This is a genomic window from Streptomyces sp. WAC06614, assembly GCF_003949795.1.
In the GTDB taxonomy this organism is placed as follows: Bacteria; Actinomycetota; Actinomycetes; order Streptomycetales; family Streptomycetaceae; genus Streptomyces.
In genome coordinates, this window is the sequence record NZ_RPRY01000153.1 from 1 (window position 1) to 16839 (window position 16839).

Here is a 16839-nt window from a genome sequence, read left to right on the forward strand (position 1 = left end):
CCGCTCCACCAACAACACCCCGACCGCCTCCACCACCTCGGCCCGCACCCGGGCACTACGGCCGCCGTACCGGCGGCCGTAGTGCCCGGGTGCGGGCCGAGGTGGTGGAGGCGGTCGGGGTGTTGTTGGTGGAGCGGGGGTACGACGGGCTGACCGTCGATGCCGTGGCCGAACGGGCCGGGGTGCACCGTACGACCGTCTACCGGCGGTGGCGGGACGTGGGCGGCCTGTTGGCCGACGTGCTCGACGCCGCGGCGGCGGACGACACCTGGAGCCCGCCCGACACGGGCTCGCTGGAGGACGACCTGACGGTCCTCGGCCAGGAGGTGCTCGACGCGCTCGCCGCCGCCCCCTCGCTCACCACCGCCCTGATCGCCGCCTCCTTCCGGTCCCCGGAGGCCGCGGCCGCACTGAGCCGCTTCTGGGCGGACCGCTACGACCGCTGCGCCGTGGTGGTGGAGCGCGCCGTCGCGCGCGGCGACGTACCGGCGGACACCAACGCCCGGGCCCTGCTCGTCGCCGCCACCGCCCCGCTGTACCACGAGCTGCTCCTGCTGCGGGCGGCCCCGGACCCGGCCCTGCCACGCCGTACGGCCCGGGCGGCGGCGGTCGCCGCCCGGGCCGGGGCGTGGGGGCTCAGCGCGGGCGCGGGCGGATGCTGATCGCCGCCACCGGGCACGCCCGGGCGGCCTCCCGGACGAGGGCGCTGCCGCTGCCGTCCTCCCGCCCCGGCAGCAGCTCGCTGAAACCGTCGTCGTCCTGGGTGAACACCTCCGGCGCGGTCAGGGCGCACTGGCCCGCCCCGATGCACCGCTCCCGGTCGATCTCGATCCGCACCGGCCCGGCCGGTGCCGCCGCGGTCACCAGGCCACCGGGAGCTCGACCATCCCCTGGATGGTGTCGCCCGGCTTGAACGGGATCTCCTCCGGCGGCGCCGCCAGCCGCAGCCCGGGCAGCCGGGCGAACAGCGTGCCGAGGGCGATCTCCAGCTCCGCGCGGGCCAGGTTCTGGCCCAGGCACTGGTGGATGCCGAACCCGAACGCCACGTGGTGGCGCGCCGAACGGTGCCAGTCCAGCGTGTCCGGAGCGGCGTAGACGGACTCGTCCCGGTTGATCACCGAGGTGGGGAACACCACCCCGTCGTCCTTGCGGATGACGGACCCGCCGACCTCGATGTCCGCCGTGGCCACCCGCAGCATCCCGTCCGCGATCGACAGGAACCGCATCAGCTCCTCCACGGCCGTCGGCAGCAGCGTCGGATCGGCCCTCAGCTCGGCGAGCTGCTCCGGGTGCCGCAGCAGGGTGAACGTGCCCAGCGAAATCATGTTCGCGGTCGTCTCGTGCCCGGCGACGAGCAGGATCGCCGCCAGCGACACCAGCTCCTCCACGTCCACCTCGCCCGTCTCCAGGCGCTGCTCGACCAGCTCGTCCAGCAGTCCGTCCCCGGGCGCGGCCCGTTTGCGTACGATCAGGTCCCGCAGGTATCCGTCGAGCCGTTCGCGCGCCTGCTCCACGTCGGAGGTCTCGGGCCCACGCAGCAGCCGCCGGGACTGCTCCTGGAAGAACGCGTGGTCCTCGTACGGCACGCCCAGCAGGCCGCAGATCACCATCGACGGCACCGGCAGGGCGAACGCCTCGACCAGCTCGGCCGAGCCGCCCCGGGCCGTCATGTCGTCGATCAGCCGGTCCACGGTCTGCTGGATCCACGGCCGCAGGGCCGCCGTCCGCTTGACCGAGAAGCTCGGGATCAGCATCCGGCGCTGGACGTTGTGCTCCGGATCGTCGACGCCGAGCAGGGCCGCGCGCCGGCTGCGCAGGCCCTTGAAGCGCCGGCTGGGCGTCGGGAAGCTGTCGTTCTGCCGGTCGGAGGACAGCCGGTCGTCGCTCAGCAGCGCGCGGGCCTCGGCATGGCCCGTCACCACCCACACCGGGCGCCCGTCGAAGAGGGTGACCCGGGACAGCGGGCGGGACTCGCGCAGCGGCTGATAGGCCTGTGGGGGGTGGTAGGGACAGCTGCGGCTCTGGGGAAAGGCAACGGCTTCAGTCATCAAGCACCTCGCAAGCGATGGTTCCGTGTTGCCGCCCCCCATTACATGCCCAAGGCATCTATCTTGCGCACGCCTTATTCGGCCAAACGTCACACCTGTCCCTCCCGGTCCCGGCGCGGCGCGCCCTCCCGCTGCCTTCCCGGCGTCTCCCGCTGCCTCCCGGCCCCTCCCGTTGCCTTCCGGCCCCTCCCGCTGGCTCACCACCGCTCTCCGGTGGAGGTGCGGGCCCGGCTCCCGCATCCTGGGAGGGGAAGGACCTCCGTCATGACCGATCTGAACGAAGCGGTCGAGGCCGACCGCGCACTGAAGGCCAAGCACCGCACCCTGTGGTCGCTCGGCGACTACCCGGCCGTGGCCGCCACGGTCGTCTCCGCCCTCGGCCCCCGCCTGGTCCAGGCCTGCGGGGTGCAGCGCGGGGACCGGGTGCTCGACGTCGCCGCGGGCTCGGGCAACGCCGCGATCCCGGCGGCCCTCACCGGCGCCGACGTGGTGGCCTCCGACCTGACGCCGGCTCTGCTCGACGCGGGCCGGGTCCTGGCGGAGGAGCGCGGCGCGCAGCTCGCGTGGCGCGAGGCCGACGCCGAGGCGTTGCCCTTCGAGGACGGCGAGTTCGACGTCGTCATGTCCTGCCTCGGTGTGATGTTCGCCCCGCACCACCAGACCGCCGCGGACGAACTGGTCCGCGTCTGCCGGGACGGCGGAACGGTCGGCGTCCTCCACTGGACCCCGGAAGGGTTCATCGGCCGGATGTTCTCCGTCATGAGGCCCTACGCCCCGCCCCCGCCGCCCGGTGCCGGGCCGCCGCCGCTGTGGGGCGACGAGGAACACGTGGCCACGCTGCTCGGCGACCGGGTCACCGACCTCGACGCGCGGCGCGAGACCGTCCGCGTGGACCGGTTCGCCACGCCGGAGGAGTTCGTGGACTTCTTCAAGGCCGTCTACGGGCCCACCATCGCCACGTACAAGTTCATCGGCGACGACCCCGACCGGGTCGCGGCCCTCGACCGCGACCTCGTGGCGCTCGCGCGCGACGCGATGACGGCCGACGGCGCGATGGAGTGGGAGTACCTCCTGCTCACCGCCCACCGCCGCGTCGGCTGACGACGCGCCGGGCCGACGCCGGCCGATTGCGCGGCCGCCGAACCGCCGAACCGCCGACCGCCGACCGCTACGGCAAGGCGAGCAACCGGTGCAGCCGCAGCGCCAGTTGGTTCTCCAGGGCCCGCGCCGGTGCGTTCCAGTCCGCGCCGAGCAGCAGCGCCACCCGCTCCAGCCGCTGCACCACCGTGTTCACGTGCACGTGCAGGGCCTCCTTGGCCCGGGACAGGCTGGCGCCCTGCGCGTAGTACGTCTCCAGGGTCCGTACGAGCTCGGTCCCGCGCGCGGCGTCGTAGTCGAGCACCGGCCCCAGCACCCGTCGTACGTAGCCGCCGACGTCGGCCCCGTCCCCCAGCAGCACCCCCGCGAACCCGAGGTCGGGCAGGGCCGCGCCCTGTCCGCCGCGGCCCAGCGCGAGCAGGGCCTCCAGGCAGCGCACCGCCTCGGCGTGCACGGCGGGCAGCCGCTCCGGTCCGTCGGCCGGCCCGGCCGAGCCCACCGTGACGGGCCCGCCCACGGCCCGACCCCACTCCTCGGCGAGCGACGCCGCGAGCGGGCCGGGCGCCCCGCAGGGCACGACCAGGACGACCCGACCGCCGTGCGGCCCGGCCAGGCCGCCCAGGCTCCGGGCCCGCCGGGCGGCCTCCGCCGCCAGCCGGGCCCGGCCCTCGGGCGCGCAGTGCAGCACCAGCACCGCGTGCGGGCGCCCCAGGTCGACCCCTACCCGACGGGCGCGCAACACCAGTCCGGCGCCACCCCGGTGTCCGTCACGGTCGCCCTCCCCGTGCGGGGAGCGCGGCCGCCCGGGCTGAAAGGTGATCAGATCGTCGAGGAGTTCCCCGCGCACCCGGTCCTCGGCCTCGGCCACCGACCGCCCCATCAGCAGCAGCAACGCCGTCACCAGGCCCGCCCGTTCGAACAGCCGACGGTCGGCGTCGTCGAGCACCGGGCGTCCGGTCAGCGCCATCCCGCCCAGCAGCTCCGGACCGGCCAGCACCGCGCACACCCACACCCCGTCCGCCACGGCCACCGCCCGGCCGTCCCGGCGGGCGACGGCGACCGCCGCCGGGTCCGGGGCGACGCCGCCCTCGCCGACCCGCGCGAGCTCCTGCCCGTCGGCGCCGTGCACCACCAGCGCCCCGCCCAGGATCCCGGCGACGTCCCGGACCAGGTGCCCGACCGTGCCGCCGCGCAGCACCAGGTCCGTGAGCCGGTCGTGGGTCTCCGCGGCCCGGCTGATGGCCGCACTCTGCGCCCGGGCCGTGCGGTTGGCCGCGTCCAGTTCGGCGAGCGCGGCCCGGGTCTCCTCCAGCCGGCGGGCGCTGTCGATGGCGATCGCGGCGTGGTCGGCGAGCGAGGCCAACAGCGCGATGGCCTCCGGCGCGAACCCGCGCGGCGCCCGGTCCGCCGCGAACAGCACCCCGATCACCCGGTTGCCGAGGGCCAGCGGCACCCCGAGGATCCCGCGCAGCCCCTCCTCGGCCACCCCCTTGTCGATGGCCGGGACGTGCCGGAACCGGGTGTCCGTACGGTAGTCCGCGCTCGCGTACGGCCGGGCCGTCTGCGCCACCAGCCCGCCCAGCCCGTCCCCCATGGCCAGCCGCAACTGCTGGAACGCCGCCGAGGTGGAGCCGTCGGTGACCCGCATGTACGTGTCCCCGGCGGCCGGGTCGTGCAGGGTGAGGTACGCGACGTCGGAGTGCAGCAGCTTGCGGGCCCGCCGTACGATCGCACGTAGTACGGAGTCCAGGTCGCGCAGCGCCGCGAGGTCCCCGGCCGTGTCGAACAGCGCCTCCAACTCCGCCTCGCGGCGCCGGTGCTGACCCAGTGTCCGGTGCACCCCGAGCGCGACCTCGGTCATCCCCGCGACGAACGCCAGCTCCTCGCCCGACACCCCGTCGGCCCGCACCCCGTCCACCACCCGCCCGAACTCCTCGGCGGCCCCGCCCCCGGCGAGCAGGTCCAGCAGCCGTGCGGCGGCGCGGGCGGCGGGTCCGGTCGGGGAATGCACCGTGGGTTCCTCCGGGACGGTGGTCGGGGGAAGGCCGGGGAAGGCCGGTCAGACCGCTCCGGCCGAGCCGACAGCATGGCCGGTGGACGCCGCATTGGCAAGATCGCGGCCACGGGTCTCGCGGGCCAGGAGCACGGTCACGGTGGTGACGAGCGCGGCCCCGCACAGGTACACCGACACCGGCATCGAGGAGTCGTAGTCCTTGAGCAGCTCGACGGCGACGATCGGCGCCAGCGCCCCGGCCACGATCGACGCCAGCTGCGAGCCGATGGACGCCCCCGAGTAGCGGACCTCGGTGTCGAACAGCTCCGAGATGAAGGCCGCCTGCGGCCCGTACATCGCCCCGTGCAGCAGCAGCCCGGCGGTGACGGCGAGGGCGATGACCGGGAATGACCGGCTGTCGAGCATCGCGAAGAACACGAACGCCCACACCGCCATGCCGACCGAACCGACGAGCGTGACCGTCCGCCGGCCGAGCCGGTCGGAGAGCGCACCCCACAGCGGGATGGTGACGAAGTGGACGGTGGAGCCGATCAGCACGGCGTTGAGGGCGCTGCTCTTGGGCAGGCCCAGGTGGACGGTGACGTAGACGAGCAGGAAGGAGGTGAGCACGTAGTAGGAGATGTTCTCCCCGAACCGGGTCCCGATCGCCGTGAGCACCTCACGCCAGCTCGTGCGGAACACCCTGACCACCGGCGGCCGTTCCTGCGCACCCCGGGCCGCCGCGGCCTCGGCCTGGGCACGGGCCTCCAGGAACACGGGGGACTCGGCGACCGACAGCCGGATCCACAGTCCGACCACCACCAGCACACCGGACAGCAGGAACGGGATCCGCCAGCCCCAGGCGAGGAAGTCCGCGTCGGACTGCACGGCCGCGAGCAGCGCCAGCACCCCGGTGGCCAGCAGGTTCCCGCCGGGCGCCCCGGCCTGCGGCCAGGAGGCCCAGAACCCCCGGTGCCGCTCCCCACCGTGCTCGGCGACGATCAGCACGGCCCCGCCCCACTCCCCACCGAGCGCAAACCCCTGCACCAGCCGCAGCACGGTCAACAACACCGGCGCGGCGACCCCGACGGAGCCGTAGGTGGGCAACAGCCCCATGGCGAAGGTGGCCCCACCCATCATGAGCAGACTCACCACGAGCAACTTCTTCCGCCCGAGCCGATCCCCGAAGTGTCCGAACACCACCCCGCCGAGCGGCCGGGCGAGAAACCCGATCGCGTACGTGACGAAGGCGATCAGGGTCCCGACGAGCGGGTCGGCGGCGGGAAAGAACAGCGTGTTGAACACGAGCGCGGCGGCGGACCCGTAGAGGAAGAAGTCGTACCACTCCACGGTGGTCCCGACGAGACTGGCGGCGACGACTCTTCTGATGTTCCCGACGCGGGCTGACGGTGCGGCAGAGACGGCCATGGATACCACTTCCGGAGGGGGACGGGGACGTTTCCGTGTCGCCACACCATAGGAACGCCCAGGTCAAGGGCACATGGTGCCCACCACCACACTTCCCGCCCACCAGGTGTGCACCGCCGCCATACCGGCCGCGGGGCGCGCCGGCAAGGGAGAGGGCGCTCGATTCGTGCGGATCTCGGGTCCGGTGGTGAGGTTCGGCCTGGGGCGCTCAAGCGGGTGCCGGTTGGGGCCGAAGAGATCACCATGGATCTTGGACTGGAAGGTCGCGTGGCCGTGGTCACGGGTGCGAGCCGCGGCATCGGCCTCGCGATCGTGCGGGCCTTGGCGGCCGAGGGCGCCCTGGTGGTGGCCGGTGCGCGCCACTCCTCCGACGAACTGGACGCGCTGGTCGAGCGCGGAGGTGTCCGCCTGGTGCAGGTGGATCTGGCCGAGCCGGAGGGAGCCAGGCAGCTCATCGGGGCGGCCGGGGACCGGATCGACGTCCTCGTGAACAACGTGGGCGCCGCTCCCGCCCGGCCGGGCGGGTTCCTCAGTGTCACCGACGAGCAGTGGCAACAGGCGATGAACCTCAACCTGTTCACGGCGGTCCGCGTCACCCGGGAGGCCCTGCCGCTGATGCTGGAGCGGGGCAGTGGGTCGATCGTCAACGTCTGCTCGGTCAACGCTGTGTACCCCGACCCGATGGTGATCGACTACTCCGCGGGAAAGGCGGCGCTGGCGAGCTTCTCCAAGGGCGTGTCCAAGGAGGTGGGTGGTCGCGGGATTCGCGTGAACACGGTCAGTCCCGGCCCGGTCGAGACCGATTTGTGGCTGGCTGCAGACGGGGTGGCCGCCACCGTGTCCCGCGCGACCGGGATGACGCCGGAGGAGGTGAAGGCCCGGGCCGCGGGTGCCATGGTCACGGGACGCTTCTCGAAGCCCGCCGAGGTCGCGGACGTCGTGCTGATGCTGGCGAGTGACCGGACGGGCAATGTCACGGGGTCCGACATCACCATCGACGGCGGGTTCCTGACGACGTGGTAGCGGTTCGGCTCTCCGCTCCGCCGCCGGCGTGGTCGACGCGCAGGACGACCTTGCCGCGCGGGTGCTCCGTCACAGGGCAGGATCGGTCGTCTTGCGGCGGACGGCGACGACGACGCGGGCCTGTAGCAGGTTCCGCGATGTCCCGCAGGGTCAGGCGCGCGGGGTCGGTTTGCGAACGCGGGCCAGTGCGCCGCCGCCGGTGTGGAGGCCTTCGCGTGGCTTGGGGCCGGTGAACGGGGTGGTGTCCGGCTGGCAGGTCGTGCCGGACGACGGGAGGACGCCGTCGATGAAGTAGCGGCTCTCGTACGCGCTGACGCAACTGCTCGGGTTCAGCAGTGCGGTGTGTCCGTAGCTGTTGAGCGTGAGCAGGCGCGCATCGGCGAGCTCGCGAGCCATGGCCTGTGCCGCCGAGTAGGGGGTGGCGGGGTCGTAGGTGGGGTTGACCAGCAGGATGGGGTGTGCCGTGGGGCGGTTCCACGGGCCTGTGTAGGGGTGGGCGGCTGTCGCCGGCCACGTGGCACACGGCTCCGGGACCCATGCCCATTCGTGTGCGGTGTCGCCGGACCGGGCGACGGCGGTCCGCTCCTGTTGCTCGTAGCTGCGCGGGTCGCGCGGGTTGGGGCTCTCGGGGCAGAGCACCGCGTACAGGGCGGTGTCGGTGGGCGGTGCCTCATCCGCAGGGGTACGCCGTTGCCACAGGTCCTGCAAGGCCGTGGCGAGGCCGTCCCACTCCGTCTGGAAGTAGAGGCGGGTCACCACGTTGTGGATGGTCTTGCCGTAGGTCCAGGTGCCCTGCGGTTGCTTCTGGATCCGCCCCATGAGCTCGTGGAACTTGGTGAGGGTGGCCCCCGGGGTGCCCGCGGAGAAGGGGCATCGTTCGGCCGTGGCACGGCCGCACAGGGTCAGGAACTGCTTCAGTGTCGCGGCCGAACCGAGGTCGGAGCCGACTCGCAGGAAGGTGCCCAGGCGGGGTTCGCTCCTGGAGCCGCCGTCCACCCAGCTCGACGGGGTGGCGTTGCCGTCCAGGACCATGGCCCGGACCCTGCCGGGGAAGAGGTTGGCGTAGGTGGCGCCCAGGAACGTCCCGTAGGAGATCCCGAGGTAGGTGAGCTGCGGGTCGCCGACGGCCTGCCGGAGCCGGTCCAGGTCGCGGGCCGTGTCGGCAGTGGAGACATGCCGCAGCAGCTGTGCATCGCGCTGCTCGCAACGCCGGCCGAGCTCGGCGTACGCCTCGGTCCAGGTCTGTCTCTGCCTCTCGCCGACCGGGAAGCCCGCAGGGATCCGTTCCTGCCACTTGGCGGCTTCCTCCGGACTGGCGAAGCAGCGCACGGGCGTGCTGTCACCCACTCCACGCGGATCCCAGCTGACGATGTCGAAGCGCTCGCGGACTTCGCGGGGGAACAGCTTGTACCAGAGTGGCAGCTCCTTCGTCCCGGGCCCACCGGGGCCGCCGGGATTGAAGAAGAGTGTGCCGATGCGCCGTCCCGGCCCGGTCGCCTTCCGTTTGACGACCGCCAGCTCGATCGTACGTTCCCGGGGGCTGCGGTAGTCCAGCGGAACCTTCGCGGTCGCGCAGTCGAAACCTTCGGCCTCACGGCAGGATTTCCAATCCAACGGCGGTGCGGAGGCTGAATGAGGTTGTCTGCCGGCCGGGGCGGGACCCGGGACGGTGAACATCGTCATGCAGATCACCGCCGCGACGGTGGCCCCGGCGTAACGACCACGGAGCGCACTGGACCCAGGTATGTGCATGTCTGCCCTTCGGTCGGCGCGGCTGCGGACGCCCGTTCGGCGTCACAGGCATTCCCCTCGATCTCAGTGCGGCCCGACCGAGAGGGCAACCGGTCGGCGGCTGAATGGCGGACGGCGACGCGGTGCACCGAGGCGATCCGGCCCAGGGTCGAGCAATGCTCAGGACCTGTGGATCGGCTCGGGGAGGACGTACCTTCCCGAGCGCCGCTTTGCGCAGCAAGGTGATGACTCTGGACGCCGGGGGTCCGTCAGGCGAGGTCGGGGAGGGGGCGCCGGGCGACCTCGTGGGCGTCGTCCGGTGGTACGCCCAGCATGCGCAGGACCATCTCGGCGAGGTTCACCGCGGCGTCGTCGCCGTCCACGTCGGGACGGGCGAATCTCAGCTCCACCAGGGACAGCAGGGTTCCACCCAGTGCGGACAGGGCCACTGCCGGGTCGACGGCGGTGAAGCGGCCGGAGGCCATGCCGACCTCGAGGTCCCGCTGTGCCCGCCGGGACAGGCCGTTGTCCGCATGGATGTGGCCCAGGCCGCGACGGCGCAGCACCTGCATCAGCTCCGGGTGCGACTCGGCCATGCGGGCGCTGAGCCGGAACCCCGTCGCGACGAGCTCAGCGGGGTCGTCGATGCCGGCCAGGTGCGCGTCGAAGGTCTGGCCGAACTCCTCCAGTGCGTCCTGCACCGCGGCCTCGAACAGCTCCGTCTTGGAGTCGAAGTGGTTGTAGAACGAGCCGAAGCCGACGTCGGCGCGCTCGGCGATCACCTGGATGCTCACGCTGGTGTCCCCGGTCTCGGCGAGTATCCGGCGGGCCGCCCGGACGAGAGCTCCGCGGGTCTCGGCGCGACGCCGCTCGAATCGGTTGCTGGGCGGGGCTGACGTAGGCATACGCAGAGTCTAACCGTGGAGACGATGACGATCGCAGACCTGATGAATTCATCAGCTCTTGCACCGAGTGCCTTGACGATGGAACTCTCATACTTGATGATTTCCTCAGTGCAGCGAATGTGGCTTGGAGGGCACCATGTCCGAAACCCGCGTCACCGCAGGCGGCGTCCCGCACGTCAGGACGGCTCATCAGGACCTCCACAGCGCGCAGGGAGCCCTGCGCGGCGAACATCCCGGGCGGTCCCGCAGCCCCGTGATCAAGGTGGCCGACCTGGCATGGCTGGAGTTCGAGAAGCCTGACCTGGACCGGGCCGAGGTCTTCGCCCGGGACTTCGGCTTCGGCATCGCGGCCCGGAGCGAGAGCGAGCTGTGGCTGCGGGGCACCTTCGCCGGCTCGCCGTGCATGGTGATCCGGCGCGGCCGGACCTCCCGTTTCATCGGCCCGGCGTTCCGCGCCGCCGAGCGGGCCGACCTGGACCGGCTGGCCCGCGCCACGGGCACGTCCGTACGGGACGCGGACGTGCCCGGCGGCGGCAAGGTGGTCGACCTGCTCGACCCCTCCGGCTTCCCGGTCCGGGTCGTGCACTGCGGGGAGGAACTGCCGGCGCTGCCCGAGCAGCAGCCGCTTCTGCTCAACTTCGGCACCGGTCACCGTCGCACGAACGTCGCCCAGCGCCCGCCGCGTGAACCCTCCCGCATCCAGCGCCTGGGGCATGTGGTCCTGGAGACAAGGGTGTTCGGGCGCGCCCTGGACTGGTACCTGGACACCCTCGGGATGATCGTGTCCGACTTCCTGTTCCTGGACGGCCAGCGCGGCCGTGGCCCGACGATGGCGTTCATCCGCTGTGATCAGGGCAGCCGGGCCGTTGACCACCACACGCTGGCCATGCACCTGGGCCCGGGCAACGGCTACGTCCACTCCGCCTACCAGGTGACCGACCTCGACTCGATCGCCGCAGGCGGCGAGTACCTGGCCGAGCGCGGCTACCGGCGCAGCTGGGGCATCGGCCGGCACATCCAGGGCAGCCAGCTCTTCGACTACTGGCGCGACCCCGACCGCTTCATGCTGGAGCACTTCGCCGACGGCGACCTGTTCTCCTGCGACCTGGAGCCCGGCTGGGCACCCATGTCGACCACCGGCCTCGCCCAGTGGGGGCCTCCTGCCACCCGTGACTTCCTCGGCGCGAGCCCCTCCCCGCAGCGGGTCCGCGACGTCATCGAAGCCCTGCGAGGCGACAACGAGATGGACCCGGCCCGCCTGCTGGGCCTGCTCAGAGCCGCCAAGTCCTGAACCCCGACCCCTCATGAAGGTACTGATATGAGCACCAACGTCCTGCGCACCGCCGACGGATGGTGGGTCCTCCGGGGCGAGCGCGCCGTCCCCGTCGACACCAGGGCCGCCACCACCGCCGAGCTGATCGCCGACCGGGCGGCCATGCGCGAGGCCGCCCTCTCCGGCGAGGCGGGCACGCCCGTCGCCGACCTGGTCGCCCTCTCGCCGGTGACCACTCCCTGCCGGGTGGTCGCACAGATGGTCAACTACCGCAGCCATGCCCGCGACTCGGGCTTCACCGGCGACATTCCGCCCGCCTTCTTCCGCAAGGCGTCCGGGTCGGTGAGCGGCCCGGGTGAGGCGGTCGTCCGGCCGTCGCACGTGAAGTTCCTCGACTACGAGATCGAGCTCGGGCTCGTCATGGGCGCACCCCTGCCCGTGGGCACCGTGGTCGAGGAGCGTGACCTGCCGTCGTACGTCGCCGGGCTGGTGATCACGAACGACGTCAGCGCCCGTGAGGTGCAGCTGACCAGGACGCAGTTCTACGAGAGCAAGTCGTACCCGACCTTCACACCGACCGGGCCCTACCTGGCGCTGCTGGAGCCCGAGGACTTCGCCCACCTCCTCGATCTGCGGCTGCGGCTGTCGGTCAACGGCGAGCTGCGTCAGGACCGCACCCTCGCCGACATGATCGTCCGCCCGGCACAGGCGCTGACCTTGCTGGCCCGCTTCCAGACCCTCGACCCCGGCGACCTGCTGCTCACCGGAACCCCCGGCGGCACGGCCCTCAAGGCCCCGCCCAAGGCCGTCGAGAAGATCGGCGCGCTGCTGCCGCCCGCCGTGAAGTGGAAGGCGTTCTTCAAGAGCCAGGCCCGTAACCCGCACTACCTGCACTCGGGCGACGTGATCACGGCGACGATCTCGACCGCGGACGGGCGGATCGACCTCGGCGAGCAGCGCACGCCCGTCACGGACGCCGGGGGTACCCCCTGCTCGAAGAGCTTGGGGGAAGGACCCGAGGTGAGCCGCACATGACCGCCGGCCAGGCCGCACCCCGGGACACCGCACCCGGGCCCACACAGACAGACCCCGCACCCGTCGTGATCATCGGCGCCGGGCCGGTGGGCGTGACCGCCGCCCTCCTCCTCGCCCGGCGCGGTATCCGCACCGTCATCCTGGAACGCCACCAGGACGTCTACCCGCTCCCGCGCGCCGTCGCCACCGACGACGAGGTGCGCCGCATCCTCCAGGCCGCGGGGGTGGGCGAGGAGTTCGCCGCGATCGCCCGCCCCGCGAACGGACTTCGGCTGCTGGACGCCCGCCACCGGGTCATGGCCGAGTTCCGGCGCTCCGAGCACGGCCGTCACGGCTATCCGCAGACCAGCATGTTCGACCAGCCGGAACTGGAGCGACTGCTGCGCGCCGCCCTCGCCCGCCGCCCGGAGTGCGAACTGCGGGGCGGTGTCGAGGTCACCGGCGTCGGCCCGGACCCGGCCGGCCCCGTGCGCGTGACCTACCGCGACGACGACGGTGAGCATCATCTGTGGGCCGAGGCGGTCCTCGGCTGCGACGGCGCGGGCAGCCTCACCCGTGCCGCCATCGGCGCCGCCTGGGAAGACCTGCGCTTCGAGGAACGCTGGACCGTCATCGACGTCCGCACCAAGGCCGACGTCCGCTGCTGGGGAGGCGTCGACCAGGTCTGCGACCCGCACCGCCCGGCGACGTTCATGCGCGTCGGGGAGGACCGCTACCGCTGGGAGTTCCGGCTGCAAGAAAGGCAGCGACCGGTCCGCGAACTGATCGCCCCGTGGCTGCCGCCCTCGTACGACGGGGACTTCGACATCGTCCGGGAGACGCAGTACACCTTCCGGGCGCGGGTGGCCGACCGGTGGCGCAGCGGACGGATCTTCCTCCTCGGTGACGCCGCCCACCTCACCCCTCCGTTCGTCGGGCAGGGGCTGTGCTCGGGCCTGCGCGACGCCTACAACCTCAGCTGGAAGCTGGCCCGCGTCCTCGGCCAGGGCGCCGACGAGCGGCTGCTGGACACCTACGAGAGCGAGCGCAAGCCGCACGCACGGCATGCGATCCGGCTCGCGGTCGCCATGGGCTGGGCCATGACCGGCGGCCAGGACGGCGCCGCCGCACTACGTCGCAGGATCCTGGCCGCGGCCTGCCGCATCCCCGGCCTCACCGCGGCGGCGGGACGCGACCTCAGCCCACCCCTGACCGCCGGGCCCCTGGTCCGGCGCCGTATGCGCAGCAGCCTCACGGGCACCCACTGCCCGCAACCATGGGTGGTGGGACCCGACGGCCGGCGCACCCGCTTCGACGAACTGCTCGGCGACACCTTCACCGTCCTGACCGCCGCCGAACCCTCGCCCACGCTGCGCGCCCTGGCCCACGGGCTCGGCGTCCCGGCGATCTCCGTGACCGACCTCCGTGACGACGGGACCCTCGGCGCCTGGCTGCGCGCCGGCCGCGCGGACGCCGTCCTGCTGCGCCCCGACCGCGTCGTCATGGACGTCGTCCCGGCCGGGAGGCACGACTTCACGGACACCGCCGCCTGGGCATCTCTCCTGCACACCACGCGCGGCCCCCACCCTTCCCCACGGACCGTCGAGCAGAGCCTGCGGAGGGCGTCTGGGTGGTGATGACGCGATGGCTGGTGAGTGCGGCGATCACACCGTCGACGTCCTGGCGATCGCTGGGCGAGACCCCCGGGCCGTCGCCGGCCGCCTGCAAGCTCTGGCCGCGGGCCGAGCAGCAGCCCTGAGCGGGCAGGCAGCAGATGCCGACCCCGTCGTCGGGGCGGTGGGTCAGCGCTTGGAGATGCGGACCACTCCGGTCTCGGTGCCCTGGTAGAGGGTGCCGTCCGGGGCGGCCGTCCCCCGCATCTGCAGCGGGTTGTAGACCAGCCCGATGCCCAGGAACGAGCTGCTCAGCTGCGCGCCGGTGGCCGGGTCGACGACCGCGTGGTGGTACTGGGCGAAGGTGTTCAGGCCGGCGCTGCCCGTCGGCCCGGTCACGGAGACCGTGTAGATCTTCCCGTCGGCCAGGGAGAGCCGGGGCAGTGCGGCGGACTTCACCGGGCTGTTCCACACCACCGAGCATCCCGTCCCCTCGGCGTTGACGTCGACCCGGCTGAGACCGCCGTCGAAGTTCGCGGAGGACGGCCGGCTGGCCGGGGCGCCCTCGGGCAGGGCCGGGTAGGGGTAGCCGTAGGTGTTGGTGACGAAGACGCTGCGCCCGGAGGCGATGACGGCGTCCTCGGTGCCGCTGCGGGCGTACCGGGTGAGGACGGGGATCCTGCAGATCGGGTCCGGTCCGCCGGTCACCCCGTAGACGAGCAGGTTCCCGTGCGGGTCGGCGTTGTCGACGATGGTGACGTACTCGGTGCCGTTGCCCGGCCCGAAGAAGCTCGGAGTGGTGCCCGTGCCCCAGCTGAGCTGGCCCGGCTTGCGGGCCGGACCCCGGTCGTAGGGGGCCCGCCAGTCCACGACGGGGGTGCCGTCGGAGGCTGCCGACAGGAGGTAGAGGGCGTGGTCGGTGGCGACGGCGGTGTGGCCGGGGACGGTGGAGATGCTGTTCTGGACGCCTTCGCCGGTGCGGATGCTGCGTACCGCCCCGGTGCCGGTGTCGACGGTCCCGATCACGCCGCCGCTGGTGGCGAACCAGATCCGGCCGTCCCAGGCGGGGGTCAGGCCGACGATGTTGTCTCCTGCGGGGACGGCGTCGCCGAGGGGGGTGGACTGGTCGACGAGCAGCGCCCAGCCGGATCCGCTGCGGTGGTGGCCGATGCGGACGAGGTTGTTGTTCCCGTCGACGACGACCAGCCGGTCGGTGTGGTCGAGGTAGGCGTAGACGCCGCCGAAGAGACTGCCCTTGGGCAGGGCGAGCGAGGCGAGGTCGGCGCCGGTGGCGGGGTCGAGCAGGTGGACGGTCGGAGTCTGCCCGAAGATGGTGGTGCAGAGGGCGATGACGTAGCCGTCGCTGCCCACGACCACGGTCGGGCAGGCCGAAGCCAGCGCGGTACGGGAGTAGGTGATGGCGCCCGTTCCCGGCCCCGGGTAGGGCGTGGTGCCGCTGGAAGCGCTGTCGCCGTGCATGGTCGCGGCGCCGTTGGCCGCGGTGGCCGGGTTCTGCGGCGCTTGCGGGCCGTACGGGGACACCGGATCGGCGGCCGAGGCGGGAGCGCCGAGGCCGGTGGCACCGAGGGCAACGGCGAGGGACAGGGCGATCATGGCGAAGCGCCCGCCCGCGGGCAGGGAGAACGGCATCAGGGGTCCTCGGAACTGAAGGGTCAAGGAGCAGCGGGGGAGCGCTGCGGCACAGGGGGGATCGGCCGGCGGGGCGGGAGCCGATGGTGCGGCCCGGCCCTCGGTTCCGGGTGGGGGTTGCTCCTCGGAACGGCTCTGACGAGACGTTAGCCGCTGCCCGCGCGCTGTGGATCTTTCCGCAGCAGCTCGCCACAGCTTGTTCACGCTGTTCATCGTCCCGCAGCACACGGGCAACACGGGGCCGGGAAGCGCCGGCCCCGTGCGCGTACCCGTCATTCGAAGGCGGCGGCTGCCTCCTCCAGCGCACGGGCCACGACCGCCGGGTCGTAGGGCGCCTGCGCGCCGGGGCCGTAGGTCACCGAGTGCAGGCGGCCGGTGCAGCGGAAGCTGCGGTGGCGTGCGTAGACCGGACAGCTGCTGCCTCCGGAGTATCCCGCAGTGGCCGCGCCCGAGGCGGTCCTCGCCCTCGCGAGGGCGGCCCGCGAGGCATCCGCCCCCACCACCGGGGCATCGTCTGGACCCGCGCCGCGTTCCAGCCCGGCCTGCTCCCCGTCACGGACTACGGGAAGGCCGGCGTCGCCGCGATCGAGAGGGAACTCTCCGCGCTGCCGGTGACCGCCTCCCTGCGCGGACCGACCGCGGGCGGCGTACTGGTGGTGGACGGGACGAACGCCGACGACCTCGTGGACGTGGAAGCCACCGGCGGCTACGACCCGCACCGCCAAGTGGTCGCGGACGGCGTCGCGCGGGCCGCCGCCGTGGCCCTGGAAGCGCTGCGGCTGCCGGCCGAGGACACGAGGTGAGCCGGGCCCGTCCGCCGGCAGCCCCCGCTGCCGCCCATCCGCCCCGGGCGGCGGCGACGGTGCGCCGGATGCCTCCGGACGTCGGTGCGGGTGCGGGTGCGGGTGTGGCGGAGGCGGCCATGGATACCGTGCCCGCCGAGGACGGTGGTGGGCTCGCCCGCTACCGGATGACCACGGCGCAGGTGCTCCGCCCGGCATGAGCCGTACGGGCCGGGTCCGGCGGAGTCACCCCCGCCGGCCCCGGCCCGTACGGCTCATGC

The 16839-nt window shown here is 73.0% G+C and carries 14 protein-coding genes and 1 pseudogene; 8 read left to right on the forward strand and 7 right to left on the reverse strand.

What is annotated here, in order from left to right; all coding sequences use genetic code 11:
- Positions 1 to 662: TetR/AcrR family transcriptional regulator (locus EF918_RS20720; RefSeq protein WP_312847847.1), on the forward strand; the 662-nt coding region annotated here is incomplete at its 5' end.
- On the opposite strand, the gene EF918_RS20725 is transcribed toward EF918_RS20720, so the two are convergent.
- Both EF918_RS20725 and EF918_RS20730 read right to left on the reverse strand, forming a co-directional pair.
- The gene (locus EF918_RS20725; RefSeq protein ID WP_125648682.1) at positions 637 to 837 is read right to left on the reverse strand and encodes a ferredoxin; all 201 of its coding nucleotides are present in this window, start codon (positions 835 to 837) and stop codon (positions 637 to 639) included. The genes EF918_RS20720 and EF918_RS20725 overlap by 26 nt on opposite strands.
- A gap of 23 nt (positions 838 to 860) precedes the next feature.
- The gene (locus EF918_RS20730; protein ID WP_125648654.1) at positions 861 to 2048 is read right to left on the reverse strand and encodes a cytochrome P450; all 1188 of its coding nucleotides are present in this window, start codon (positions 2046 to 2048) and stop codon (positions 861 to 863) included.
- 264 nt (positions 2049 to 2312) lie between these two features.
- Between EF918_RS20730 and EF918_RS20740 the strand changes: the two genes are divergently transcribed.
- On the forward strand, positions 2313 to 3149 hold the full coding sequence (locus EF918_RS20740) for a class I SAM-dependent methyltransferase (protein WP_125648660.1): 837 nt from the start codon (positions 2313 to 2315) through the stop codon (positions 3147 to 3149).
- Positions 3150 to 3216: 67 nt separating this feature from the next.
- Here EF918_RS20740 and EF918_RS20745 read toward each other — a convergent pair whose 3' ends face one another.
- The gene (locus tag EF918_RS20745; RefSeq protein ID WP_185921837.1) at positions 3217 to 5157 is read right to left on the reverse strand and encodes a GAF domain-containing protein; all 1941 of its coding nucleotides are present in this window, start codon (positions 5155 to 5157) and stop codon (positions 3217 to 3219) included.
- A 48-nt stretch (positions 5158 to 5205) separates the two neighbouring features.
- Complete coding sequence (locus EF918_RS20750; protein WP_125648663.1) at positions 5206 to 6567, reverse strand: MFS transporter; 1362 nt, start codon at positions 6565 to 6567, stop codon at positions 5206 to 5208.
- 243 nt (positions 6568 to 6810) lie between these two features.
- On the opposite strand from EF918_RS20750, the gene EF918_RS20755 reads away from it, so the two are divergent.
- Entirely contained in the window at positions 6811 to 7590 is a 780-nt protein-coding gene (locus EF918_RS20755; RefSeq protein ID WP_125648688.1) for an SDR family NAD(P)-dependent oxidoreductase, read from the forward strand.
- A 150-nt stretch (positions 7591 to 7740) separates the two neighbouring features.
- On the opposite strand, the gene EF918_RS20760 is transcribed toward EF918_RS20755, so the two are convergent.
- Complete coding sequence (locus EF918_RS20760) at positions 7741 to 9204, reverse strand: alpha/beta hydrolase (RefSeq protein WP_260610432.1); 1464 nt, start codon at positions 9202 to 9204, stop codon at positions 7741 to 7743.
- Positions 9205 to 9590: 386 nt separating this feature from the next.
- A complete protein-coding gene (locus EF918_RS20765; protein WP_125648669.1) occupies positions 9591 to 10226 on the reverse strand; it encodes a TetR/AcrR family transcriptional regulator in 636 nt (211 codons plus the stop codon).
- A 136-nt stretch (positions 10227 to 10362) separates the two neighbouring features.
- Between EF918_RS20765 and EF918_RS20770 the strand changes: the two genes are divergently transcribed.
- Genes EF918_RS20770 through EF918_RS20780 form a run of 3 tightly spaced genes read left to right on the forward strand, consistent with a single transcriptional unit; the run spans position 10363 to position 14150 of the window.
- Entirely contained in the window at positions 10363 to 11517 is a 1155-nt protein-coding gene (locus EF918_RS20770) for a VOC family protein (RefSeq protein ID WP_125648672.1), read from the forward strand.
- Between the two features lie 27 nt (positions 11518 to 11544).
- Complete coding sequence (locus EF918_RS20775; protein WP_125648675.1) at positions 11545 to 12534, forward strand: fumarylacetoacetate hydrolase family protein; 990 nt, start codon at positions 11545 to 11547, stop codon at positions 12532 to 12534.
- Positions 12531 to 14150, forward strand: coding sequence for a bifunctional 3-(3-hydroxy-phenyl)propionate/3-hydroxycinnamic acid hydroxylase (locus tag EF918_RS20780; RefSeq protein WP_260610433.1), 1620 nt, complete (start codon positions 12531 to 12533; stop codon positions 14148 to 14150). Before EF918_RS20775 ends, EF918_RS20780 begins: the two co-directional genes overlap by 4 nt.
- Positions 14151 to 14315: 165 nt before the next feature.
- Here EF918_RS20780 and EF918_RS20785 read toward each other — a convergent pair whose 3' ends face one another.
- A complete protein-coding gene (locus EF918_RS20785) occupies positions 14316 to 15776 on the reverse strand; it encodes a hypothetical protein (RefSeq protein WP_125648678.1) in 1461 nt (486 codons plus the stop codon).
- Positions 15777 to 16181: 405 nt separating this feature from the next.
- On the opposite strand from EF918_RS20785, the pseudogene EF918_RS20790 reads away from it, so the two are divergent.
- Positions 16182 to 16579, forward strand: a pseudogene (locus tag EF918_RS20790) (purine-nucleoside phosphorylase); the annotation flags it as partial.
- 68 nt (positions 16580 to 16647) lie between these two features.
- The gene (locus EF918_RS38335; protein WP_260610435.1) at positions 16648 to 16779 is read left to right on the forward strand and encodes a hypothetical protein; all 132 of its coding nucleotides are present in this window, start codon (positions 16648 to 16650) and stop codon (positions 16777 to 16779) included.
- Positions 16780 to 16839: the final 60 nt, after the last annotated feature.